Annotated in this window: 35 protein-coding genes; 1 reads left to right on the forward strand and 34 read right to left on the reverse strand. The window is 67.8% G+C overall.

Going from position 1 to position 18,639, the window contains the following annotated elements; translation table 11 throughout:
• Window positions 1-80: 80 nt before the first annotated feature.
• From ACQP0P_RS36595 to ACQP0P_RS36700, 22 genes are all read right to left on the reverse strand, one after another.
• Window positions 81-1,673, reverse strand: a complete 1,593-nt coding sequence (locus ACQP0P_RS36595; RefSeq protein ID WP_433364240.1) for a DNA cytosine methyltransferase — start codon at window positions 1,671-1,673, stop codon at window positions 81-83.
• A complete protein-coding gene (locus ACQP0P_RS36600) occupies window positions 1,670-1,858 on the reverse strand; it encodes a hypothetical protein (protein ID WP_433364243.1) in 189 nt (62 codons plus the stop codon). The genes ACQP0P_RS36595 and ACQP0P_RS36600 overlap by 4 nt, the downstream gene beginning before the upstream one ends.
• Window positions 1,855-2,046 carry a hypothetical protein gene (locus ACQP0P_RS36605; RefSeq protein WP_433364246.1) on the reverse strand — a complete coding sequence of 64 codons (192 nt, stop codon included), beginning with the start codon at window positions 2,044-2,046 and terminating at the stop codon, window positions 1,855-1,857. Before ACQP0P_RS36605 ends, ACQP0P_RS36600 begins: the two co-directional genes overlap by 4 nt.
• Window positions 2,043-2,462, reverse strand: coding sequence for a hypothetical protein (locus ACQP0P_RS36610; protein WP_433364249.1), 420 nt, complete (start codon window positions 2,460-2,462; stop codon window positions 2,043-2,045). Before ACQP0P_RS36610 ends, ACQP0P_RS36605 begins: the two co-directional genes overlap by 4 nt.
• Window positions 2,459-2,998, reverse strand: coding sequence for a hypothetical protein (locus ACQP0P_RS36615; protein WP_433364252.1), 540 nt, complete (start codon window positions 2,996-2,998; stop codon window positions 2,459-2,461). The genes ACQP0P_RS36610 and ACQP0P_RS36615 overlap by 4 nt, the downstream gene beginning before the upstream one ends.
• Window positions 2,998-3,288 (reverse strand): hypothetical protein, encoded by a 291-nt coding sequence (locus ACQP0P_RS36620; RefSeq protein ID WP_433364255.1) that lies wholly within the window; start codon window positions 3,286-3,288, stop codon window positions 2,998-3,000. The genes ACQP0P_RS36615 and ACQP0P_RS36620 overlap by 1 nt, the downstream gene beginning before the upstream one ends.
• On the reverse strand, window positions 3,281-3,436 hold the full coding sequence (locus ACQP0P_RS36625; RefSeq protein WP_433364258.1) for a hypothetical protein: 156 nt from the start codon (window positions 3,434-3,436) through the stop codon (window positions 3,281-3,283). The genes ACQP0P_RS36620 and ACQP0P_RS36625 overlap by 8 nt, the downstream gene beginning before the upstream one ends.
• Window positions 3,429-3,761: a hypothetical protein gene (locus ACQP0P_RS36630; RefSeq protein WP_433364261.1), complete on the reverse strand. Its 333-nt coding sequence runs from the start codon at window positions 3,759-3,761 to the stop codon at window positions 3,429-3,431. The genes ACQP0P_RS36625 and ACQP0P_RS36630 overlap by 8 nt, the downstream gene beginning before the upstream one ends.
• Window positions 3,758-4,384, reverse strand: a complete 627-nt coding sequence (locus ACQP0P_RS36635) for a hypothetical protein (RefSeq protein ID WP_433364264.1) — start codon at window positions 4,382-4,384, stop codon at window positions 3,758-3,760. Before ACQP0P_RS36635 ends, ACQP0P_RS36630 begins: the two co-directional genes overlap by 4 nt.
• A gap of 154 nt (window positions 4,385-4,538) precedes the next feature.
• The gene (locus ACQP0P_RS36640) at window positions 4,539-5,105 is read right to left on the reverse strand and encodes a hypothetical protein (RefSeq protein WP_433364267.1); all 567 of its coding nucleotides are present in this window, start codon (window positions 5,103-5,105) and stop codon (window positions 4,539-4,541) included.
• A 149-nt stretch (window positions 5,106-5,254) separates the two neighbouring features.
• Window positions 5,255-5,683 carry a hypothetical protein gene (locus ACQP0P_RS36645; protein WP_433364269.1) on the reverse strand — a complete coding sequence of 143 codons (429 nt, stop codon included), beginning with the start codon at window positions 5,681-5,683 and terminating at the stop codon, window positions 5,255-5,257.
• A gap of 30 nt (window positions 5,684-5,713) precedes the next feature.
• Window positions 5,714-6,859, reverse strand: a complete 1,146-nt coding sequence (locus tag ACQP0P_RS36650; protein ID WP_433364272.1) for a DUF6745 domain-containing protein — start codon at window positions 6,857-6,859, stop codon at window positions 5,714-5,716.
• A 5-nt stretch (window positions 6,860-6,864) separates the two neighbouring features.
• Window positions 6,865-7,749 carry a hypothetical protein gene (locus tag ACQP0P_RS36655; RefSeq protein WP_433364275.1) on the reverse strand — a complete coding sequence of 295 codons (885 nt, stop codon included), beginning with the start codon at window positions 7,747-7,749 and terminating at the stop codon, window positions 6,865-6,867.
• Window positions 7,746-8,396: a hypothetical protein gene (locus ACQP0P_RS36660; RefSeq protein WP_433364278.1), complete on the reverse strand. Its 651-nt coding sequence runs from the start codon at window positions 8,394-8,396 to the stop codon at window positions 7,746-7,748. Before ACQP0P_RS36660 ends, ACQP0P_RS36655 begins: the two co-directional genes overlap by 4 nt.
• Before the next feature lie 67 nt (window positions 8,397-8,463).
• Entirely contained in the window at window positions 8,464-8,733 is a 270-nt protein-coding gene (locus tag ACQP0P_RS36665) for a hypothetical protein (RefSeq protein WP_433364281.1), read from the reverse strand.
• Complete coding sequence (locus ACQP0P_RS36670; RefSeq protein WP_433364284.1) at window positions 8,730-9,068, reverse strand: hypothetical protein; 339 nt, start codon at window positions 9,066-9,068, stop codon at window positions 8,730-8,732. Before ACQP0P_RS36670 ends, ACQP0P_RS36665 begins: the two co-directional genes overlap by 4 nt.
• Window positions 9,069-9,083: 15 nt before the next feature.
• Window positions 9,084-9,335, reverse strand: coding sequence for a hypothetical protein (locus tag ACQP0P_RS36675; RefSeq protein WP_433364287.1), 252 nt, complete (start codon window positions 9,333-9,335; stop codon window positions 9,084-9,086).
• Window positions 9,328-9,801, reverse strand: a complete 474-nt coding sequence (locus tag ACQP0P_RS36680; protein WP_433364290.1) for a hypothetical protein — start codon at window positions 9,799-9,801, stop codon at window positions 9,328-9,330. The genes ACQP0P_RS36675 and ACQP0P_RS36680 overlap by 8 nt, the downstream gene beginning before the upstream one ends.
• Window positions 9,798-10,280 (reverse strand): hypothetical protein, encoded by a 483-nt coding sequence (locus ACQP0P_RS36685; protein WP_433364293.1) that lies wholly within the window; start codon window positions 10,278-10,280, stop codon window positions 9,798-9,800. Before ACQP0P_RS36685 ends, ACQP0P_RS36680 begins: the two co-directional genes overlap by 4 nt.
• Entirely contained in the window at window positions 10,277-10,882 is a 606-nt protein-coding gene (locus ACQP0P_RS36690; protein WP_433364295.1) for a VVA0879 family protein, read from the reverse strand. Before ACQP0P_RS36690 ends, ACQP0P_RS36685 begins: the two co-directional genes overlap by 4 nt.
• Window positions 10,882-11,724 carry a hypothetical protein gene (locus ACQP0P_RS36695; RefSeq protein WP_433364298.1) on the reverse strand — a complete coding sequence of 281 codons (843 nt, stop codon included), beginning with the start codon at window positions 11,722-11,724 and terminating at the stop codon, window positions 10,882-10,884. Before ACQP0P_RS36695 ends, ACQP0P_RS36690 begins: the two co-directional genes overlap by 1 nt.
• Entirely contained in the window at window positions 11,721-11,963 is a 243-nt protein-coding gene (locus ACQP0P_RS36700) for a helix-turn-helix transcriptional regulator (protein WP_433364301.1), read from the reverse strand. The genes ACQP0P_RS36695 and ACQP0P_RS36700 overlap by 4 nt, the downstream gene beginning before the upstream one ends.
• Window positions 11,964-12,134: 171 nt before the next feature.
• On the opposite strand from ACQP0P_RS36700, the gene ACQP0P_RS36705 reads away from it, so the two are divergent.
• Window positions 12,135-12,428 (forward strand): helix-turn-helix domain-containing protein, encoded by a 294-nt coding sequence (locus ACQP0P_RS36705; RefSeq protein ID WP_433364304.1) that lies wholly within the window; start codon window positions 12,135-12,137, stop codon window positions 12,426-12,428.
• A gap of 80 nt (window positions 12,429-12,508) precedes the next feature.
• Here ACQP0P_RS36705 and ACQP0P_RS36710 read toward each other — a convergent pair whose 3' ends face one another.
• The 12 genes from ACQP0P_RS36710 to ACQP0P_RS36765 form a co-directional block, all read right to left on the reverse strand.
• A complete protein-coding gene (locus tag ACQP0P_RS36710; protein WP_433364307.1) occupies window positions 12,509-13,417 on the reverse strand; it encodes an AAA family ATPase in 909 nt (302 codons plus the stop codon).
• Window positions 13,414-14,496, reverse strand: coding sequence for an RNA ligase (locus ACQP0P_RS36715; RefSeq protein WP_433364310.1), 1,083 nt, complete (start codon window positions 14,494-14,496; stop codon window positions 13,414-13,416). Before ACQP0P_RS36715 ends, ACQP0P_RS36710 begins: the two co-directional genes overlap by 4 nt.
• A 446-nt stretch (window positions 14,497-14,942) precedes the next feature.
• The gene (locus ACQP0P_RS36720; protein WP_433364313.1) at window positions 14,943-15,437 is read right to left on the reverse strand and encodes a hypothetical protein; all 495 of its coding nucleotides are present in this window, start codon (window positions 15,435-15,437) and stop codon (window positions 14,943-14,945) included.
• The gene (locus ACQP0P_RS36725) at window positions 15,434-15,778 is read right to left on the reverse strand and encodes a hypothetical protein (protein ID WP_433364316.1); all 345 of its coding nucleotides are present in this window, start codon (window positions 15,776-15,778) and stop codon (window positions 15,434-15,436) included. The genes ACQP0P_RS36720 and ACQP0P_RS36725 overlap by 4 nt, the downstream gene beginning before the upstream one ends.
• Window positions 15,775-16,731 (reverse strand): hypothetical protein, encoded by a 957-nt coding sequence (locus ACQP0P_RS36730; protein ID WP_433364319.1) that lies wholly within the window; start codon window positions 16,729-16,731, stop codon window positions 15,775-15,777. Before ACQP0P_RS36730 ends, ACQP0P_RS36725 begins: the two co-directional genes overlap by 4 nt.
• Window positions 16,728-16,898, reverse strand: a complete 171-nt coding sequence (locus ACQP0P_RS36735; RefSeq protein ID WP_433364321.1) for a hypothetical protein — start codon at window positions 16,896-16,898, stop codon at window positions 16,728-16,730. The genes ACQP0P_RS36730 and ACQP0P_RS36735 overlap by 4 nt, the downstream gene beginning before the upstream one ends.
• A complete protein-coding gene (locus ACQP0P_RS36740) occupies window positions 16,898-17,323 on the reverse strand; it encodes a MerR family transcriptional regulator (RefSeq protein WP_433364324.1) in 426 nt (141 codons plus the stop codon). The genes ACQP0P_RS36735 and ACQP0P_RS36740 overlap by 1 nt, the downstream gene beginning before the upstream one ends.
• Entirely contained in the window at window positions 17,323-17,607 is a 285-nt protein-coding gene (locus ACQP0P_RS36745) for a hypothetical protein (RefSeq protein ID WP_433364327.1), read from the reverse strand. The genes ACQP0P_RS36740 and ACQP0P_RS36745 overlap by 1 nt, the downstream gene beginning before the upstream one ends.
• A complete protein-coding gene (locus ACQP0P_RS36750) occupies window positions 17,607-17,918 on the reverse strand; it encodes a hypothetical protein (protein WP_433364329.1) in 312 nt (103 codons plus the stop codon). The genes ACQP0P_RS36745 and ACQP0P_RS36750 overlap by 1 nt, the downstream gene beginning before the upstream one ends.
• Window positions 17,911-18,171: a hypothetical protein gene (locus tag ACQP0P_RS36755; protein ID WP_433364332.1), complete on the reverse strand. Its 261-nt coding sequence runs from the start codon at window positions 18,169-18,171 to the stop codon at window positions 17,911-17,913. The genes ACQP0P_RS36750 and ACQP0P_RS36755 overlap by 8 nt, the downstream gene beginning before the upstream one ends.
• Window positions 18,168-18,464 (reverse strand): hypothetical protein, encoded by a 297-nt coding sequence (locus tag ACQP0P_RS36760; protein ID WP_433364334.1) that lies wholly within the window; start codon window positions 18,462-18,464, stop codon window positions 18,168-18,170. Before ACQP0P_RS36760 ends, ACQP0P_RS36755 begins: the two co-directional genes overlap by 4 nt.
• The gene (locus tag ACQP0P_RS36765; protein ID WP_433364337.1) at window positions 18,461-18,607 is read right to left on the reverse strand and encodes a hypothetical protein; all 147 of its coding nucleotides are present in this window, start codon (window positions 18,605-18,607) and stop codon (window positions 18,461-18,463) included. Before ACQP0P_RS36765 ends, ACQP0P_RS36760 begins: the two co-directional genes overlap by 4 nt.
• Between the last annotated feature and the right edge of the window lie 32 nt (window positions 18,608-18,639).

Raw genomic sequence — 18,639 nt, forward strand, 5'->3', positions numbered from 1 at the left:
GGGCATCTCAGGGCACGTCCGGGAGTGCTCAGCAGCGTTGCCCTCCCACTCGGCGAGGGAGCAGCAGTACGGGCGGGTCATCACGCCACTCCCGCGAGCGCCGTGGTGAACCCGCGATCCAGGTCCTCACCCGTGATGCACTCAGCCAGCGCTGACACCAAAACCTCCCCCACGGGAGGAGTGACAGCGCCGCCGTACTGGCGAACCTTCTGCCGCTTGTTGCCCACCACGACGTAATCAGAGGCAAACGCCATGCCGCGGCCGATCTCGTGCGGCTCCAACATGCGGAACAGAACGTCCTCGATGTCCACCGACGGAGAGGCGAGAGCGAACCGGTCCCGGCAAGAGAACGCGCCCACCGGGCGGCTCGTCGGATACGCCTCACCTTCGCCGTAGTACGGCACCAGCAGGTGCTCACCAGACTGGGCAGGCAGGGCAGTGAGAGCATGGTGCTGGCCAGCAGCGCAGAACGCAGCAAACGCGTCCGCGACCGATCGGGCATCGGATCCGCCGCCGCGGAGCTCGGTGATGAACGGCAGCCACGCCAGCCCAGTTTCGTTACGGGTCGTCTGGGTGCGCATCGGCTCAACCGCAAGGCTGGCGACCTTGCCGTCTCGTCCTTCGACGGGCACGAACAGCGGCGGCACCGCAAGGCCATCGCTTTCGGTCGTGGTGCGGGTCGGCATCACCGAGGTGACCGGGGTTGCGCCGTCCCGCCACGTTCCGCCCGCCGGGGTCAGGAGCGGCGCCCAGTACCGTTCCATGCCGGCGCGGATCCGCTCCATCGTCGCCTCGGCCAGCGGCTTCGCCCGGTCACCGATCCGCTTACCGGCGATGCTCCAGTCGATCGCGTACGCGGCCGGCAGAACCGCGGGCTCGACCACGGCGTGACGGCACGAGGTCCGAGGGCACCGGTAGGTGTACTGCTGGCGGTAGCGGCCCATGTCCGCGCCCTGCCGCTTGAACACCTGGACCGCGGCGACCATCTCCTCGCACTTGCCGCACCACGCCTGAGGGCGGATCCACTTGTCCCAGTCCGGATCACGGCCCAGCGAACGGTGCCAGTACGCCACGTACAGGCGGTCACGGGACTGCGGGGCGATCAGCATCCGGGCGGGCTGGGCGTGCATGCTGTTGAGCGCGATCACACGGGTCCGGTAGCCGAGGATGTGGATATCGGCCAGCCAGCGGTACCACTCGTCCCACTCGCGCTCGTCGATGACGTTCTCGACGACACCGGCGAGGACCAGACCGCCGCGGCGCTGCACACCTTCGAGGTACTTCGGGACCTCATCCATGAGCGCACGGGAGCGCTCCTCCTCTTCCCGCTGGCGCTGCATCTCCTCGGCAAGGGCCTTGCCCGTGATCACTTTCTCCTTGGCGAACAGCTCCACCTGGCGGGTGTTGTGGAAGTCCCGCTTCTTCCCGCGGGCCCGACTCCACTTGGTGCACTCCGGCGACGCCCAGAAGATGTCGCAGGCGGGCCAGTTCTCAACAGGCGCGTCACGGATGTCGCCCTTGTAGTGGTCAGCCTGCGGGAAGTTGCTGGCATGGGACTCGATGGCCTTGTCCCAGTGATTCGCGGCTCGGGCAACGTGAACACCGGGCACGGCGTGCGCTCCCTGGGAGGATCCGCCGGCGCCACAGAACCAGTCCATCAACGTGAGGGTCAACGCCCCTCCCCCTTCATCAGGTCTTCGGCTTCGTCGTGGAGTACGTAGGTGAGGCGTCCGCCGAGTACGAGGTCGTCGTCGTCGAACACGTCGTGCAGGTCGTCAGCGGAGGTGAGGGTGCCGAGGTGGCGGGCGGCTAGGAAGCCGCCCGCCAACACCGCGGCGCCGAGGAGCAAGGCGCTCAACGGCCCTCCCTCGCGGTCAGGTCCCGTAGCGCGTCGTCCCAGAGATCGGCCTGGGCGGCCTCAGCAGGGCGGGGCAGCTCTCGGAGGTGTTGCAGGAGATGCCACACCAGCACCATGGCCAGGCAGCAGCCGAACCCGACCAGGAACATCACGGCGCCGAACACGAGGTACGGAAACAGGGTGATCACGGCGTCTCCCCTGTTGCCGCGCGGAGGCGGAGGATCTCCGCGTAGTGGCCCTCGCTGGTCTGGGTCGCCAACACCAGGTCTTTCTTCGCCTGGGCGAGCAGACGCTGCAGAGAGACGTTCTGTGCCTCGACCAGGGCGAGCCTTTCGGCCTGCTCGGCGCACTCCCGCTCCAGGCGACGCCATGGCCCGGTGCGCTGGGTGCGGTCGAAATCGAGGCCGGCGACGAACCCGAGCGCTGCACCCACTCCCAAGCACACCCAGGCGATGAACACGCCCGCTGTGCCGTACAGGAGGCCGGAGCAGGTGATCGTGAGGCCGTAGACCGTTGCGGCGAGAACCGGCTGCCAGACACGGGGGCTGGCCTTCGCGCTGGCCGATACCGCTGAGGCGACGGCGCGGAGCTTGGAGAAGGTCACTCCCCCTCCCCTGTGGTGGCAGGGAAGACGGTCAGGTACCGGTGCAGGAGGAAGACCGCGTTCTCGTGCTCGGCCTCGCCCAGCGCCCTGCTCATGGCGGCCCTGGCGGTGTCGAGCTCGACGCGGAGCCGGTCGCACTCGGCCTCGGCCTTGTCTGCGCGGGTGCGGGCGAGGGAGTAGTCCGTGCGGGCGCAGTGAGTGTCACGGCGGGACTCCTCCAGAGCGGAGGTGAGGCGATCCACCTCGGCGAGCAGATCACCCACGTCCTGGCGGGCGGCGGCGAAGAACAGCACCGTCTCCGGGGTGAACTGGCCCATCTCGGAGTAGAGGAACTCCCATGGGTGCGCCTTGCCCTCGTGGTTGCGTGTGTGCGGCTCAGGCAGGCGAAGGGCATGAACCCAGCGGTGGCCTAGCCCGCACTGGGCAGGGTCGTCGCAGTCGCAGGAGTCCCACTCAGGCTCGTACGGGCCTTCAGCGGCGGCGTCCCGGCGGGCGCGGATGGCATCTCGCGTAGACGCGGGCATGGGCTCAGACATCAGTCGGTCTCCGTCGCGGTGGGGGTGTCGAGTGCTTCCGCGATGACGTCGGCGGGCACCAGGTGCTCGTAGTAGGCGGGCGCCTGGTCCTCGTTGACCTTGCGAACCAGGGCGACCAGGGCGGCACGATGCCGCTCCCGCTCGGCGCGCAGCCACTCCACGGACCACAGCAGGTCTTTGACCGCCATCCGCTCCGCAGGCACGTTGAGGGCGTTGAGCTCCTCCACCGGCGGACCGATCTCGGCGCGGAATCCAGCGGTGAGGGCATCGAGGCCAGGGGACTCAGCCACGGCGGTCTCCCTTCCGATCCCACTTCAAGACCAGCAGCGGAAGCGGGCAGATGTAGACGGCGGCGGGGGCGATGTACACGCCGACCCAGATGTCACGGGGCTCCACGTAGATCGAGAAGCGGCCTATGCGCAGGCGGCGGTCAGCCACGGCGGTTCTCCTTGTTGACGTGGAACGCCTCAGCGACGACATCGCCGGGCAGGTGCTCGAACCGGTCGTCCCGCCCCTCGTGCTGGGCGCAGTCGCGGATCGCGCCCACGAGTAGGCGCCGGTAGGTGTTCCGCTGACGCCGGTAGCGGGCGCAATGCTCCAGCCCGAAGCCGATCAGGCCGAAGCCGACGCCGGTGATCAGGAGGGAGATCCACAGCGGGTCAGCCCACGATGCCTCACCCACAGCCAGGACGGCGCCGCCGAGGAAGGGGGCTCCGTCCGCGAGTCTCTGCGGCCATGTACGGGCGTATGGGGAGACGGTCATGCGGCACCGCCGGGAGTCTGCTCAGCGAAGGACGAGCGGAGAGCCTCGATCTTGGCGAGCTTCTCGCGGTGCTCCGCCTCGTACTCAGCGGCGTAGGACTCGGACCCACCAGCCCACCGGTCCACCCCCTCCTGCTCGCTCTGGCGGATCTCCCCCAGCGTCTTGAGAACGACTTCACGGGTCGCCCACGAGTCATCGAGGACCGGCGCCGCATCCTCGTACAAGCAATCGCTGAGGTAGCCGTACACGGAGGTGATGCCGAGGTGCGCCTTGCGGTCGTAGAACGCCCCCTTGAAGAACACCGAGCAGCGGCGACGCCCCAACTCGTCAACGATGTACGACCCCATGGCGTGGTCGGAGCCTTCCCGCTTCCATCCGGTGGGGAGTTCGGCGTGGCGAAACAGCGGGTCACCTTCGACCACGGCGCCGAGCTTGAAACCGAGTGCGGTCAACTCCTCCTCGGAGCCGCTGAGAATCTCGGTCGGGATGACAGTGGAGTTGACCAGTTCACGCTGGGCCTGCTTCTCCTGCCGTTCGATCGCGGACGACACGTCGCCTCCGCCCATCGCGTCAGCGAGGAGAAGCATCATGTCGAGGTCGTCGGGGACGCGAGGGCTGTTCATGGGGTGGGCTCCTGCGGGTAGGGGTTACGGGGGAGGGCGGGGATCGGGGCGGCGTCGTCCGAAACAGCCGGCGCGGTCCGGGCGGGGTGGTGGCGTCCTTGGCCGCGGCGCATGACCACTGAGGAGAAGGCGATACAGAACGCCTTCCAGCGGGTCACGCGACGGCCTCGCTCCCGGAAGGCGAGATCATGGCGTTCGTGGAGTTCGGGTCCTCCGGGTTGCACATGACGCCGTTGAACGCGTGCCGGAGACTGCCGTCCGGGTGCTTCCACACCGGCTTTCCGCAGTAGTTGCAGAACCCATCGGCGGGCTGATCGATAGGGGAACCGAACGCGTCCGCGTGTTCGTGGATGCTCCCCTGGGAGCCGTTCAGCGGATACGCCTGAGGGTCCTGCGGCGGCGGCACCTGCGCGCCGAGCTGCTTCAGAGCGTCCTCGTGCGCCTGGTAGTCGTCCCAGTTGACCGACGCGAGACGCTCATCTTCGGTCTTCTCCGCGAGCAGCTGCGCTATCTCCTGGCGGAGCGCTTCAAGCTGGCGGGACTTCTCGTCGAGGCGAGCGCCGACCTGGTTGGCTCGCGCGGTGTGGGTGCGAGACCTTCCGTAGAAGGTGTCGCGGGCGGTGACCGCTGTCTGAACGAAGCGGCGCTGCCCCTCGGTCATCTGGCCGAATTCCGGCTTGGGGGCGACGCGCTGATCGGTGTTGGTGTTGCGTGATGCCACGGGGGTCTCCGTTGTTCGGGAGGATTTGCTTGGATGGGGGGTGCCGGATCTCCTCGATTACGGCGAGGAGATCCGGCACCGTGCTAGCTGGGGGCGTAGTGGGCACAGGGCGGCGGGGATCCCGCTTGGCACCCCCGCCACCGGGAGGGCTAGTCGGCGACGTACGCGATCAGGTCGCGCTGCTCCCTTTGCCGGCGCACCACGTAGCAGCCGGGGGCGATGCCGGTGCCGCCGTGCTCGCGATGCAGCAGGTACGCGGTTGCGGTGGTGTCAAGGACGCCCAGCGCCAGGTTGTCCTGGTCGTCGACGTCGGCGGTCCACCGGCAGGTGCCGGGGTCGGCCACCAGCGTGTGCGCGTTGCCCATGGCGGCGCCGCGCAGCACCTCCACCCCGGCACGCTGGACCGGCGCCCAATCAGCGCCGGGGCGGACACGCACCCTCCCGTCGACCATCGTGAGCGGAATGATGGCCAGGTCTCCCTGGCACTGCGGGCCGTCGATGACGGGGATCTCCGCGTCGGCGAGGTGGTTGTCGACGGTCAGCCCGGTGCGGCTGACGAGCTCGTGGAGCGTGATCATGCTGTTCTCTCTCCCTGGTTGTCGGGTTGGTTAGGTACGGCGCTGTAGGCGCGCGTACGTCTCAGCCGGGAGCCCGTACGTCCACGCTGCGGCGGCTACAGGGTCGGCGATGTCAGCGGGGGTGGTGAGGCCGAAGACGCGGCGGGTGCCGTCACGCTCCACGGAGCCGTTGACGCAGACGAGGACCCGGACGGGCTCTTCGAAGATCCGTTCGGGGACGTCGTACAGCGAGAGGGTGTGGCCGGGGTTGCCGGGGTCAGGGGCCTCCGCGACCAGGGCGAGACCGGCTGCTTGGATGTATTGCGGCCATCCCATGGACTCCACTGCGCAGCGGCGGATCTCCGCGTTCGGCTCTTCGAAGATCCGCTCCGGGGTTGGGGTGGTGATGACCCACTGGGGGACTCGGGTGCCGTGCCAGGCGTAGATGGCCCACCCGTCGGGGTAGGCGATGGCTGGGCCGTCCTCGCAGTGCAGACGGTGGTCGTCGTCTCGGTGGATGACGGTGGGACGGTCCGACAGGATGACTGCACCGCGTGTGGGGATCCACCAGCCAAGGGAGCGGATCGCGGTGGCGAGTGTGTCGAGGCGGTCGTTGGAGGTGTGAGCGATGCGGAGCGCGAGGTGGTACAGCGCGGCCCAGTAGGCGTCACGGTGCACATCGATGACGCCCCAGAGCTGGTCCCTGAGCTGGCCCCCGAGCTGGTCCCAGAGCTGGTCCCTGAGCTGGCCCCAGAGCTGGTCCCCGAGCTGGCCCCTGAGCTGGTCCCTGAGCTGGCCCCTGAGCTGGTCCCAGAGCTGGCCCCTGAGCTGGTCCCAGAGCTGGTCCCAGAGCTGGTCCCAGAGCTGGTCCCAGAGCTGGCCCCTGAGCTGGCCCCTGAGCTGGCCCCAGAGCTGGTCCCTGAGCTGGCCCCTGAGCTGGTCCCTGAGCTGGCCCCCGAGCTGACCCCCGAGCTGGGCTACGGCAGTAGCGGCGACCATACAGCCCAGCGGCGACCCCATCCACACGATCAGAGCGGGCTCATCCACCCCTGCCGCCCGGTACGCACGACGTACCGCGTCCTCGGCAACGGCCCGGTCCACCCGCTCAGTGGACAGCCCATCGGCCATCCACTGCTCTCTCACCTCGTCCACCACCGCCAGATGCTCAGCGGTGAGCACCCCTGTGTAGGGAGGCAAAGCAGTCACTGGGCACCGCCCTTCTGCGTCTGAGCAAGGGCGGCGTGGAGGGTGCAGGCGGGGCAGTCCTCGCCATGGTCGGCCTCGCGCTGCTGGCAGGGCTTGAGCCGCTCCTGGTAGGCGGGGCGTTCCCGGCAGGCGGAGGAGTCCCGGTCGTGCTCGACGGACACCGTCAGGTCCTCCAAGACGGCGCGCAGCTGATCCCGTTCGGCCCGGAACCGCTCCATCGCAGCGCGGTCGGCGTTGTGCTCCCGCTCCCGAGTGACGGACCGCTTCCACTGCTCGGCGACGGTGGCGACAGCGTTGTTCCGCTCGGCGCGCAGCTGCTCAACTTTCTCCCGCAGCTCTTCGGCTTCGGTCTTCGGCTCCTCGCCCACGAAGGGCGCTTCAGGGCCTTCGGCAGGCCTCGGGGACGTGAGCGGGGTGCCAGTGACCATGTGCAAGCGGAAGGCGTCCAGGACGTCGTCCACGGTGTTCCAGCACTCACCACGCGGCTCGTACTCGTCGCGCTCCCGCTTCAAGAAGCGCTCGACGTCCCCGGCTGTCAGGCGGGCGTCTCGCTCCAGTTCTGCCGCCATGCACATCGCGAGCTGCGCACGCCCGACCTCGTGCAGCCGGTCGACCTCACCCAGGAGCGTGGGGATGTCCACGATCGACGCGGCGAGGAACTCCGCGAGTGGTGAGGTCGGGTCGTGATCCGGCCACTGGGTAGTGAGAAAGATCGGAGTGTACGCGCCGGGGAACGGTCTCGTTCCCGTGTAGTCAGCGCGGCACTCGACCTCGATCTCGTCCTTGTCGTAGATGAGGTGCCAGTCGTCGCCGAAGATCTCGAAAACCTTCGCGGCGCGGGACTCGATCTCGGCGCGCCGCTCGGGGGTGAGTCCGCTCATGCCGCACCGCCATAGGGGGTGACGAGAGTGTCAGCGGGCACGGTGGCGGAAAGGTAGTCGCGGGTCTCCGGCACCCCGTACGTGACCTCCACGCGCCCGTCGAACCTGCCGTGAAGCTCAGTGAGAACCACCGGCTTCCCGTCGTTCCAGTCGGGGTGGGAGACAGTGACATCCTCGGACTTGATCCGCCCATACAGGCTGTCGATTCGGACCGAGGCGGCGGGCTCCGGCTCTACCTGACCCGGCGACGCCTCGCGGTACACCAGCGTCATCGGGCCGTAGTCCTGGTTGACGTCCTCGGGACGCTTCGGAGCCCCCGCCTCGCTGATGTCCTCGGGGACAAGCACGGTCCGCCAGCCGTCCGCGTTGACTCCCCTAGAGTCCTCCTTGTTGTCGTAGTCGGGGTAGTAGCGGGCGGCGAACCACGGGTTACCGGTGCTGTCCTTCCAGACGTCACCCGGCTGCAGCTCGCCCTCGGCGGGAATGACACGCTGAACCTCGGCGACGCCGAGCGGGACGGTCAGACGGTAGGTGCCGAGAACACAGTCCAGTTCGACCGTGATTTCGGCGTCTCCGAGGTCGGTGATGTCGACGACCTTGACGCCGTAGTAGCCGACGTTGAGGGTCTCACCGATGTGAAACGTCATTGCTGTGCTCCTAGCTAGGGTTGGGAGTGGAGCCCCGCCTGCTAAGCCCAGGCGGGGCTTCGTGCGTTCAGGGGATGGAGGCGGGAATCTCGCGGAGAAGGTGCAACTCACAGCGGTGCCCATCGGCGTCGAAGCAGTGGCCACAGATGACGCGCCCGTTCGCGAGGCGCTCCACGTGGAACTGGCACAAGGGCCTGCGGAGAAGGTGCTCGTGGACGCAGCCGACCACCAAGGTGATCACCACATCACGTCCACACAGCAGCCCGGGGTCGCCGACCCGGCACGAAGCCTCGGCAGAGTTCAGCGAAAGGTCCGGTCCAGGGAGTGTGATCGTCACGCTTCCTCCCCAAGGGGAAGAGCAGCCGGAGCCGCCTCACGCTGGAGCGGGTATCCGGGAGCCGCCATCAGCCGCTCCACGTCGATGTCGATGAACCCGAGTTCCAGCAGGTGCAGAAGCGCCTCACGCACCTGAGCCCTGGTGATGTCGGCGCCGGTCTGGCCAGGCTTCTTGTACGGGCCATCCGGTCCGAGCATCCAGTTGTCAGCGACACCGACGCCGAGGCGGAGCACTCGCCGGAACGGGCTGTCTTCGCTCTCGTCCACAGCGATGCGGGGGAACGGGTCATACATGCCGGAGGGAAGCGGTGGCTTGGTGCTGGTCTGCTCAGACATGAGGAGAACGTCCTTTCAGAAGTTGGTGGGCTGGCCGGCGAGGACCTGCAGCAGCGCGATGCCGTCGTCTTTGGTCGCGAGTTCGGCGGCGTGGGCGTACGGGGTGATCAGGGCAAGGAACTGCTCGGCACCCACGCGAGTGGCCACGGCGATCACGGTGTCGATGAAGTCGGTGGGCTCGACCCCGCCGGGCGCTTCATGGTGGGCCAGCACGTGGGAGGCGACCTCAGCGGTGATGGGGGCGGCGGGGATGGTCAGCTCAGGCATGGGGGCTCTCCTGCTCAGGGGTGGGGGTGGTCAGCGTGGCCGGAGCGGAAGCCTTCGAAGAGGCGATGAGGTCAGCAGCGATCGCGTTGATGTGGCGGGCGACAACGAGGGTGTGCCGGAAGTCGTCCGACATCGGCCCGTCCTCGCGGATCTCGATGCCGTCCCACGACTCCAGCCAGGCGGCGAGCGGCTTCCGCGCGTTGATCAGGGCCGCGATCTGCTGGGCGAACCGAAGGTCGCTGGAGTGCAGGCGGACGAAGACGCAGGACCGGCAGTGGCCGAAGGCGTCGAACCTCACCGCAGGCGCCGCCTCGCCGTGCTGGTCGCACACGCTGATGATCAGCTCGTTCTCGGCGGGGTTGCTCATGATGCGGGCCGTACCGGGCGCGTACACCGGGGCGTCGCTGGTCAGCGCTTCAACAGCGGCGCGGAGTTTGTCGGACGTGGTGGTCGTCTCGGCGCTCACCGGGCGCTCCCGGCAAGAAGGTCACGCAGCGATTCGAGATCCACGCCCAACATGTCCAGCAGATCCCGGAGCTCGGCGGCGTCCGTCGCCCGCTCCGCGACGCGCAGTGCGGCCTCGGCCTGCTCGTGGCGGGCGAGGACCTGGCCTCGCTCATCGAGGTAGGGGATGTAGGTGAGGGCGGGTTCGCGTGCGGTGTCCCCGTGGATCACACCCCACGGGGAGGTGGTCTCGACAGGGGCGGACTCTGCCGCCGGGGAGGTCTTTGCCGACTTCCGCTTCGGCTTGTGCCCGGCAGCTTTCCGCGTCTTCTGGTACGCGCCCAGGGCGTTCAGGCACTGCGCGCATGGCGGCACCTTCCGGTACAGGTGCTGCTTGTACCCGGCCGGGGTGCCGTGCTTGATGCCTTCCTCTTTGCCGACGACGCTCTCGGGGCGCCTCGGCGGGGCCACGGCCGCGCGGATCTCCTCAGCGGGGCTCACGACGCCTCCCCAAGGGGAAGAGCAGCCGAGGCAGGGGCGGCCTCAGCGAAAGGGAAGGCCAGCAGGGCGTCTCCCGCCGCCCCCTCGACCTTGATGACCTCGGGCAGGCGCGGCAGGTCGGACACGTGGTACTTGCAGTGCTTCACGCCGGGCAGGCCGCCGAGTTCCACCTGTACACCACCGATGCACCCGTGCGGGGCGCTGTGTCCGCTGACGCCAAGGGCAATGAAGTCAGAGGCACTGGCGACGTTGCCGCAGGCCGGACAGCGGAACTTCCACTGGGCGGCGTCCTTGCCGAATCGGCGGGTGCCCTCCGCGCGCCACTCGGCGTTGGACAGGATGGACGAGACCTTCTCGAAGCCGGCCTCGAACTCCGACGGCTTCATGACCTTCACCGCGCCGTCGGCGTACTTCACCAACCAGTCACCGTGAACAGCAGTGTCGCCTTCAAGGACCGGCAGGTGCAGCTTCGAGTGGTCCAACTCGTCGGCCCAGTCGTCGTGGTTCAGGCCAACGAACGCGAACACCTCAGCGCAGTTCGACTCGCCAACCCACTGGATAGCGGTCACCTCGAACGGGCGGTTACGGAAACGCTCACTCATCAGGCATCGCTCCCAGCGAAGAGTTCGGCCTGCTCGTCGCGAGCGAACTCCGAGGCGTAGTAGGTGTCCCAGACCTCTTCAAAGAGGGGCAGGTCCTTGCGGGTCCAAGCGTTGGTCTCGCGCAGCGCGCCAGACGTGGTGTCTTCGGCGCGCTTCTCGGGCACCGGGCGACCTTCGGCGAGGGCAAACTTCACGAGGCGACGTCCGAACCACGACTGGATCGACTTGATCTGGTCGCCCTTCAGCCCCTTGCTCTTGAGAAAGTCCGGGACGTAGAGCGGCATCTCGTCGGGCTCGATCTCCGGCTCTTCGCCGAGACCGATCGCAGCCTGAATGCGCATCTTCAGGCGCACCCACTTGGTGTCGAGGTAGCCGTCCGCCGCCGCGAGCATCTCGATCCGCGCCTTGGCAAGCTGAACCCGGTCGATGGCCTCGGATCGCTGCTCGTGGGTGGCGACCTCTTCGAGGTTCAGGAGGTAGGCGCGGACGTCCTTGGCGGGCTTGGATCCAGTGAGGATCTGGCCGACGTTGAGGATCGCCCGGCGGTTGAACACTGCGACACGGCGGGCCTGAGGGGACAATTTGAGAGTGTCACCCGCGACACCCTCAAACTCGGTCCGGGACAGGACCCTGTAGCCGTTACTCTCCAGCTCGGGCCGGTTGCGCTTCACGATCTGGTCGATCGCTTCGGGCGACACCTCGTAGTAGGTGGCGACCATCTCCGTCGTGGCATGGACGTTGTCCGGAAGAAGGCTGAGCGCCTTCACCTTGTCGAGCACGTCCACCCGCCCGGCGTGCTCAGCGCGCAGCGAGGCGGATTCGGTCAGGGCCAACTCGTTCACTTGGCCGCCTGCTTGGTGCTGATCGTGATCTCCCACAGTTCGTCGAAGGTCGCGCCGTCGAAGGCACGGACCAGAGCGCAGATGAATCGGGCGCTCGGGATCTTGCTGCCACGGAGGATCCGGTTGACGGTCCCCTGGTTCACTCCCATGGCGTCGGCGAGGCGCTGCTCTGTGGTGAGTCCGGTCTGCTCGCGGTATTTCGCGAGTTTGGCGTGACGGATTCGGAGCGGGGCGCTCACTGTGCCTCCTTTCTGCTGGCCAAGCCCTATATGCAAGGGCGGATAATCTGCTTGCAGCTTCACCATAATGCACGCATGCATTGACCGCAACGGCAATGTCACCCCAGAAACCGGCACACAAAGCCCTGACATGCGTGGACGGGTAACCCGGACGCGCATAAAGTGGCCCGCGTGAGCGAGTGGTGGGAGTACGTGCAGCGCATCACCGGTTCGGCGACCCAACAGGCCATCGCCGACAAGACCGGCATCGGCCAATCGAGCATCGCCCGGTGGCGCGACAAGGGTCCACGGCCGGACAGTGCCGCCGCGTTCGCTCGCGCCTACGGTCGCCCCACCGTGGAGGCGTTCAAGTACGCGGGGTTCCTCAGCGAGGAGGAGGTGAAGATCACGGAAGCGCCAGTTAACCTCGCCGAGATCGACACCGACGCCCTGCTCGCCGAGGTTCGTCGCCGCATCCCTGGCTGACACACACACCCCTCCTTCCGCTGCTGGTCTCTGTGTGGGTTGGCCCCGCTGTAGCCCTCGTACAGCGGGACCGGGGATGATCAGAAAGCGCCGTCGGCGACCTGGAGCACCGTCAACCCGAGGTCACGCCACATGCGGACCACCTGGTCACGGTCATCGAGGACGCACGCCACGTCGTAGACGTCGCGGACGTGCTGGTCGAACAGCTCCGCCTTGACGATCGAGTCCTTGCGCCCGTCGCCCGTGCGGCGCATGAACAGACCCTCGTACGGCACGCCGACGTGCTCGGCCAGCCACTTCTCGGTTTCGGCCTGGCACGCATCCCTCCGGCCGGACAGGAACACCACCCGATGCCCCGCCGCGTGCAGCGCCCGCACGACCTTGATGACCGGCAGGTTCGGCAGATCCTCATGGACCCGGGTCTCGTCGAACGGGGACCTGTCGGTCATCAGCGCCACCGTGCCGTCGATGTCGACCATGACAGCCTTCGGAGTTCCGGGCTTCTCCTCGTAACGGACGACGCCGGCCAACTCGCCCTCACCCTCCTCGGGCAGCGGAAGAGGCAGATCCCGGCCGCGCAGGTACCGCAGGTGCATGCCGCGGATGACGTCCTCACCCACGGCGCGGTCCCGCTTGGCATCCCGCTCGATGCACGTCTCGACGGGCACGTGGGTGAAGTCCACGACCCGCAACTCGGCCCCGGCTCGCTTGGCGAGTTTGGCGAGGTCTCGGACGGTGCGCTGCGGCAGATTGGTGTCGTCGACCACGACGGACACGCCGCGCTTCAGCAGAGCGGACACCAGGGCATCGCGAGCTACGAGGATCCGTGGTTCCGTCACTCCTTTGATCCACGCCCCGTCATGGATCATCGAGCGCAGGTCGTCCCGATTGACGCGTGCCCGCCTGCCCGGGTCCTCAGCCACCCAGGCGGAGGCGTAGTACGTCTTGCCGCAGCCCGGGAGGCCACGCGTTATCAGCAGCTCCGTCATGCCGTCGCCTCCGAGAACTGGACGGGGCGCATGTCGCCGGACGGGCGGAGCGTCTTCCAGATGTGCGGTCGGGGGTCGCGCTCGTCGAGGAGCATGAACAGCCAGCCGCGGAGCGTGGACTTGGACGCCTCCAACGCGTAGTCCTTGCGCGTCCACCCTTCAGGCAGGCCAGCGAGGATCTTCTCGTGGTAGCCCTCGGTGTCTTCGAGGAGTTCGGAGGCTTCTCGCTGAAGGTCGTCAGCGAGGTCGCGCACCCACTTGTGGAACTCGTCGGGAAGGGGTTCGCAGATGTCGGCGATGGTTTTGCCTTCGCCGAGGAGTTCCCAGACTCCGCGAGCATTCAACCCAGTGATGATCTTGTGGAGTGCCACATAATCCGCCTGCTTTAGCTTCACCATCTGGCCCGACTCGACCAGCCGCACCACGAACCCCTCAGCGCCGGGCCGCGGCGGCATCGCCAAAGCGTCCGCCAGCGTCGGCACGTTGAACACCGCCGCCGTCGGCCCCGACCAACCGGCCACCTCGTCCGGCCCAAGCACTCGCCCGGTGTCGATCTCGACCCCGCCGAGCAGGAACAGGTCGTCAGCGCCGCCGTAGTCACACACGATGCGGTTCTCGGGGTAGACGATCTCGAACAACACGGTGACGCCCTCGGGCGGCATGAAGTCCGGGTACCGCCAGCGAAGAACCTCCGTGGCGTGCTGCGCCTGGTCGGACGTGAACGACCCACGGGTGGCAATCGCGAACCCCGCCGACGTCGGGTGAAGAATGCCAAGTGAGCCGTCCATCTTGTCGACCACGACGGCCTTCGCTGACGCGTCCAGCTCACCCGTCATGGGGTCGCCGAAGTTGAAGAACTTGTGGAACGGGCGGGCCACGACCCAGCCCTTCTCGTCAACGATCAGACCCCGGCAGGTCTGGGTGGCGTGGTTCCACTCCCCCTCGTACTGGGTCTTCTCCGTGTAGCTGAGGATGCGCAGCGGCTCGATCGGGTGGGCCTGCTCACGGATGAAGCCGGCCTCGATCGCGGTCTCCAGGTATTCGAGGTCGAACAGGTCAGCGATGTGAAGCTTGGCCACGGTGGGCCTCCTGTCAGTCAGGGGGTGGGATTCCGCTCTCCCCCTCCGAAGAGCGGAACCAGGGGGTCAGAGGTGAGGGGGCGCGGTTGAGGGGTCGGGCTGCTCGACGGCGAACAGCACGCCCTCGGCGGGGTCGTCGTCGGGGTCGGCCGGCTCCAGGAACACGGGGAACGGGACCATGCGGGTCTCCTTCAGATAGGTGGGGGTGTCGGCCCTGCACCCCCGAGAGCGCAGGGCCGACACGGGGTCACAGCAGGGGCAGGAGGATCAGCAGGACGATCAGGACCACCGCAACCGCCAAAGCGCCGCTCACGCCGACACGTCCAGATCCGACGGGGACCCATACCTCGGGTCCGCGGCCTGCAAGGCGAAACAAGACGGACAGCAGCCACACGGGGCATTGGCCGCAGTGGGACAGTCGATGCGCTCGACGCCGGCCAGCTCCGTCACGGCTCCCCCTCGGGGGCGTACTCCAAGGCCGACCGCCAGCCGCCGGCCTCGTCGAGGTACACCCAGCCGTGCACCCAGTGCCGGACCGGAACATCGGCGGGGGTGGCGTTACCGCGGCGGATCTTCCACCCGTTCGCGTACGACTCAGCAGGGCTACGCTCGACCAGGTCATGGCAGGCCCGGCACGAATGCAGGTTGTTCGCAGCCGTGTTCGACCTCGGGTCTCGGGTACCGCCCATGCCCTTCGCGATCCTGTGCGACGGGTCCACCGCGGGCGCGTTGCCGAGGCACACGATGCCCAGCTCGCACCAGCCGGCCGACCTCGCCGCGAGCAACGCCATGACCGCCGGGGGCGGGCCGGTGCGGCGGACACTCTTCGGCTTCACCACAGCCCGCTTGAGCGCGGTCCCGCCCGGCTGGAGTCCCTTGCCGCGGGCCATGGGCGCCGTCGTCCGCAGCGGCGTCTTCCGCTCCAAGGGAGTGCGCTTCACAGCTGACCACCTGCCAGCTGCATCTCGGCTCGCGCTGTGGATTGGATCGTTCGTCCCACATCGATGCGGGCGTGGAGTGCACGTAGGTGCTCCTTCTGGAGCCGCACCGCCGCGGCTGCCTTGCCGTGGGTGCGCCACAGACGGTCGGTCTGGATGATCGCGATCTGCTTGCGGTCCTCGATCGACCCCTCCGCCTTGCGGAACGCTTCCGCGAAAGCCACCTTGAAGTCGCCTTCGGCCTCGACCGCGGTGAACTCCAGGTCAGCCATCTTGTTCACGGCGTCGTCGAGGTCGCGGGACAGCTGGCCGAGCTGCTTGACGACGGTCAGCATGTCCGTCATGACGTACCACCGCTGATCCACGGGTCTTCAGCCGCAGGCGTCTTCCCGCGTTCGGCGGTCTTCGGGTTCGAGGTGACGTCCTTGACCAGCCGATTGTGAGCCGACTTCTCCGGCCCCGTCATCGTGCCGACCGCGGCGAGCTGGTCATCCGTCACCTGACGACGGGCGATCGTGCCGTCCTGGTTCCGTGGCAGCCCATCGGCCGGCGCGTTCAACGCCTGCTGCTTCTGCTTGACGAGGTCCAGCAGCCGGTTCGCTGTGTCAGCGTTGATCCGCTCGGCGCGCATGGCGTCCGTGACTTCCTGGCGGAACCGGGGAACGTTGTGCAGGTCGGTTTCGGCAAGGCGCTTTTCGAACTCGGCGACCCAGTCGGTGTCCACGACGATCCGGGCCTGCGCTGCCTGGTGCTTCGGCGCCGCACGCTGTCCAGGATCAGCGACAGGGTTCTCCGCGGCGGGGTTGTCGCGGTCGCCCTTCTGCCATTGGGCCAGCGCTACACCGAACCGCTGAGCGGCGTTCCTCAGAGCGTCACCGATGAGGACCTTGACCGCGTCGTGCTGGTTGGAGGGCACCGACCCGTAGCCGGGGCGGGTCACCCCGCACACCGTGAGGCGGATCCACATGCCGACAGGGGCGCCGAACTGGTCGGTGTCGAGCGCGGGCAGGCCGGTCTCGTCGAGAGCGAACGGCTCCCATGACCAGAACGGGTCCACATCCAGCAAGCGCTGGGTGACGTCGGCATGGCCGACGTAGTCGATGTGGATGTGCTTGTTGTAGGTGTAGGCGTTGCAGGTCTGGCAGCGCTCCTTGCGGTGCCCTGCTTCCGTACAGATCTTCCGCGAGTCTGAGCAGTTCGGGCAGGTGACGCGCGGAAGCTTGCCGATCTGCTCGGCCGGGAATGGCTCCCTCAGCTTGAGCAGCGATTCCAACTGCTCGGCCTCGGCCATGGTCACTGCTGGTCGTCTCCTCGGTCGTCGTGGTCGTGTCGGTCGTCGGCCCACTCCAGGAGCCGCTCGTAGCGCTCGACCGGGTCCGTGATCGGTCCCGGGAGCGAGGGCAGGTGGGCCACGCCCGCCTCCTGTGACAGGTAGGCGGACATGGCGTCCTCCCAGGGGCACATCAGGCGGCCCCTGCGTGTCCGTGGGACAGGCAGCGCACCCACAAGGTGCGGGCGACCAGCACGTCCATGGCGTGCTGGTGTGCGGCTACGTCCTGCCAGCGCACGTACACACCCCACCGGCGGGTGTGCGTCACCGCGGCGATCCGTACTGGGCGTCCGCCGTTCCATGCCCGGCAGGACACGATGTCTCGCGGCGTGAGAGCAGCGGCGGGACGAGCTTCACGCAGGAACGCCTGCACGTCCGCGGCGGTGAACCTGCGGTGCCCGCCCAGGGTTACCAGGGATGCGGTGATCAGGCCGTTCATCTGCCACTGAGCGACCCGCCGAGGCTGTACTCCGAGCAGCTGCGCGACCTGGCCGGAGCGTAGGTGTGTCACCCCGTCCGGGAACGTGATCGTGGCGGGCAGCACTGCGGGGGCACCCATCAGCCCTCACCGCCCTGCGGGGAGTCCCCGAGCAGCTGCGGGAAGATCTCCCGCTGCCACCGCTCCCGGGACATGAGCTCGATCCGGTAGCCGCGCACCAGGTAGCCCATCGCTTCGGTGCTGCCGCCCCAGAACTCGCGGGCGGCTTTGACCGGGTCATCAGCGGTCCGCGCGCCGGGGCGCATGCTGCCCCACGCGGAGCCGTCGGGCGCATACACGACCCACTCGCCGTCGGTGTAGGGGCGCTGCTGCCCCTCGATGGTGATCAGCTTGCGGGCAGCCATCACTCCTCACCTCGCGGAGAGGGAGAAGACAGCTCGGCGACTCCCTTGTAACGGGCATAGACGTAGACGATCCGGTCGCCGGTTTGGCCGGACTTGACGGTTCGCGTCACCGCTTCGAACGCGCCCATCGGGGCGAAGCCCGCCTGCCCCTTCTTGATGGTTTGCGTGAGCGTGTTCGCCCTGCCCTGCCTGCTGAACTCAAAAAGCCGACACCACTCGCCCGGTCGACTCTTGAGCACTTCGGCCTCGCGATGGTACTTCGCATTGTTGAAACCCCATACAGGCGGCTCTTCCCAGATGAACTCAGACATGGGCGGGCACCTCGATCCGCTCACCGGCGCGGGAGAGGACACGCCACGGCTCGCAGCCGCGACGGGTCAGGATGGTCGCGTCCACCGGCAACTCGTTGTCGTCCTGCCACTCGCGGATCTGCTCCAGGGCGATCTCAGCGAGGACCCTCCCGTCGCACGGCAACTCCGCGTGAACCTGGTCTCCGTCGCCGTCGAGACCGGTGTGAACGACCTTCCAGTAGGTCTCCACGAACGGCTTGGTCGGGGCGTTCACGCGACCACCGCCTCGGCCGCAGCACGCAGGTGAGCGGCGATCTCGTCCCGCCCGCACCGGGCAGTCCAGCGGACCACCCACCGGTCATCAGCACCCGTGGCACGCAGGTGATCGACCAGCAGGTCCATGCCCGCCTGCGCCAGCTCGTAGGTGGGGGCCGCCTCGTGGAGAGCCAGGTGCAGGTCCACGCGCCCCATCCGGGCGTGCATGTGACTTTCCAGCACGTCGGCGGCAGCAGCGAGGACGGCGGCGGGGGCCATCGGCTGCGCGGCGAGGGTCGCAGAGGCGGTCACTGCTCGCCACCGTTCAGCGCGTCAGCCGCGCGCTCCCCCAGCTCGATCCGGTCGAGCGCCTCACGCGTCGTCCCCGGGAACTGGGTCTTGACGTTCTGCCATGCGCGGGCATCAGCCGCGACATCGGGCTTACTCTTAACCATGGCTTGCCTGCTCTCTCTTTGAAGTGCTCTTG

Origin of the sequence: Streptosporangium sp. CA-115845, from assembly GCF_050943795.1 — a bacterium.
Lineage (GTDB): Bacteria > Actinomycetota > Actinomycetes > Streptosporangiales > Streptosporangiaceae > Streptosporangium.

Bases quoted from the DNA above. Each gene is read 5' to 3' on its own strand.
- ACQP0P_RS36615 (WP_433364252.1), bottom strand. From the start codon at position 2,998: ATGTCTGAGCCCATGCCCGCGTCTACGCGAGATGCCATCCGCGCCCGC.
- ACQP0P_RS36630 (WP_433364261.1), bottom strand. From the start codon at position 3,761: ATGACCGTCTCCCCATACGCCCGTACATGGCCGCAGAGACTCGCGGAC.
- ACQP0P_RS36635 (WP_433364264.1), bottom strand. From the start codon at position 4,384: ATGAACAGCCCTCGCGTCCCCGACGACCTCGACATGATGCTTCTCCTC.
- ACQP0P_RS36645 (WP_433364269.1), bottom strand. From the start codon at position 5,683: ATGATCACGCTCCACGAGCTCGTCAGCCGCACCGGGCTGACCGTCGAC.
- ACQP0P_RS36655 (WP_433364275.1), bottom strand. From the start codon at position 7,749: ATGAGCGGACTCACCCCCGAGCGGCGCGCCGAGATCGAGTCCCGCGCC.
- ACQP0P_RS36660 (WP_433364278.1), bottom strand. From the start codon at position 8,396: ATGACGTTTCACATCGGTGAGACCCTCAACGTCGGCTACTACGGCGTC.
- ACQP0P_RS36670 (WP_433364284.1), bottom strand. From the start codon at position 9,068: ATGTCTGAGCAGACCAGCACCAAGCCACCGCTTCCCTCCGGCATGTAT.
- ACQP0P_RS36675 (WP_433364287.1), bottom strand. From the start codon at position 9,335: ATGCCTGAGCTGACCATCCCCGCCGCCCCCATCACCGCTGAGGTCGCC.
- ACQP0P_RS36690 (WP_433364295.1), bottom strand. From the start codon at position 10,882: ATGAGTGAGCGTTTCCGTAACCGCCCGTTCGAGGTGACCGCTATCCAG.
- ACQP0P_RS36710 (WP_433364307.1), bottom strand. From the start codon at position 13,417: ATGACGGAGCTGCTGATAACGCGTGGCCTCCCGGGCTGCGGCAAGACG.
- ACQP0P_RS36725 (WP_433364316.1), bottom strand. From the start codon at position 15,778: ATGACGGACATGCTGACCGTCGTCAAGCAGCTCGGCCAGCTGTCCCGC.
- ACQP0P_RS36735 (WP_433364321.1), bottom strand. From the start codon at position 16,898: ATGTGCCCCTGGGAGGACGCCATGTCCGCCTACCTGTCACAGGAGGCG.
- ACQP0P_RS36740 (WP_433364324.1), bottom strand. From the start codon at position 17,323: ATGGGTGCCCCCGCAGTGCTGCCCGCCACGATCACGTTCCCGGACGGG.
- ACQP0P_RS36745 (WP_433364327.1), bottom strand. From the start codon at position 17,607: ATGGCTGCCCGCAAGCTGATCACCATCGAGGGGCAGCAGCGCCCCTAC.
- ACQP0P_RS36750 (WP_433364329.1), bottom strand. From the start codon at position 17,918: ATGTCTGAGTTCATCTGGGAAGAGCCGCCTGTATGGGGTTTCAACAAT.
- ACQP0P_RS36765 (WP_433364337.1), bottom strand. From the start codon at position 18,607: ATGGTTAAGAGTAAGCCCGATGTCGCGGCTGATGCCCGCGCATGGCAG.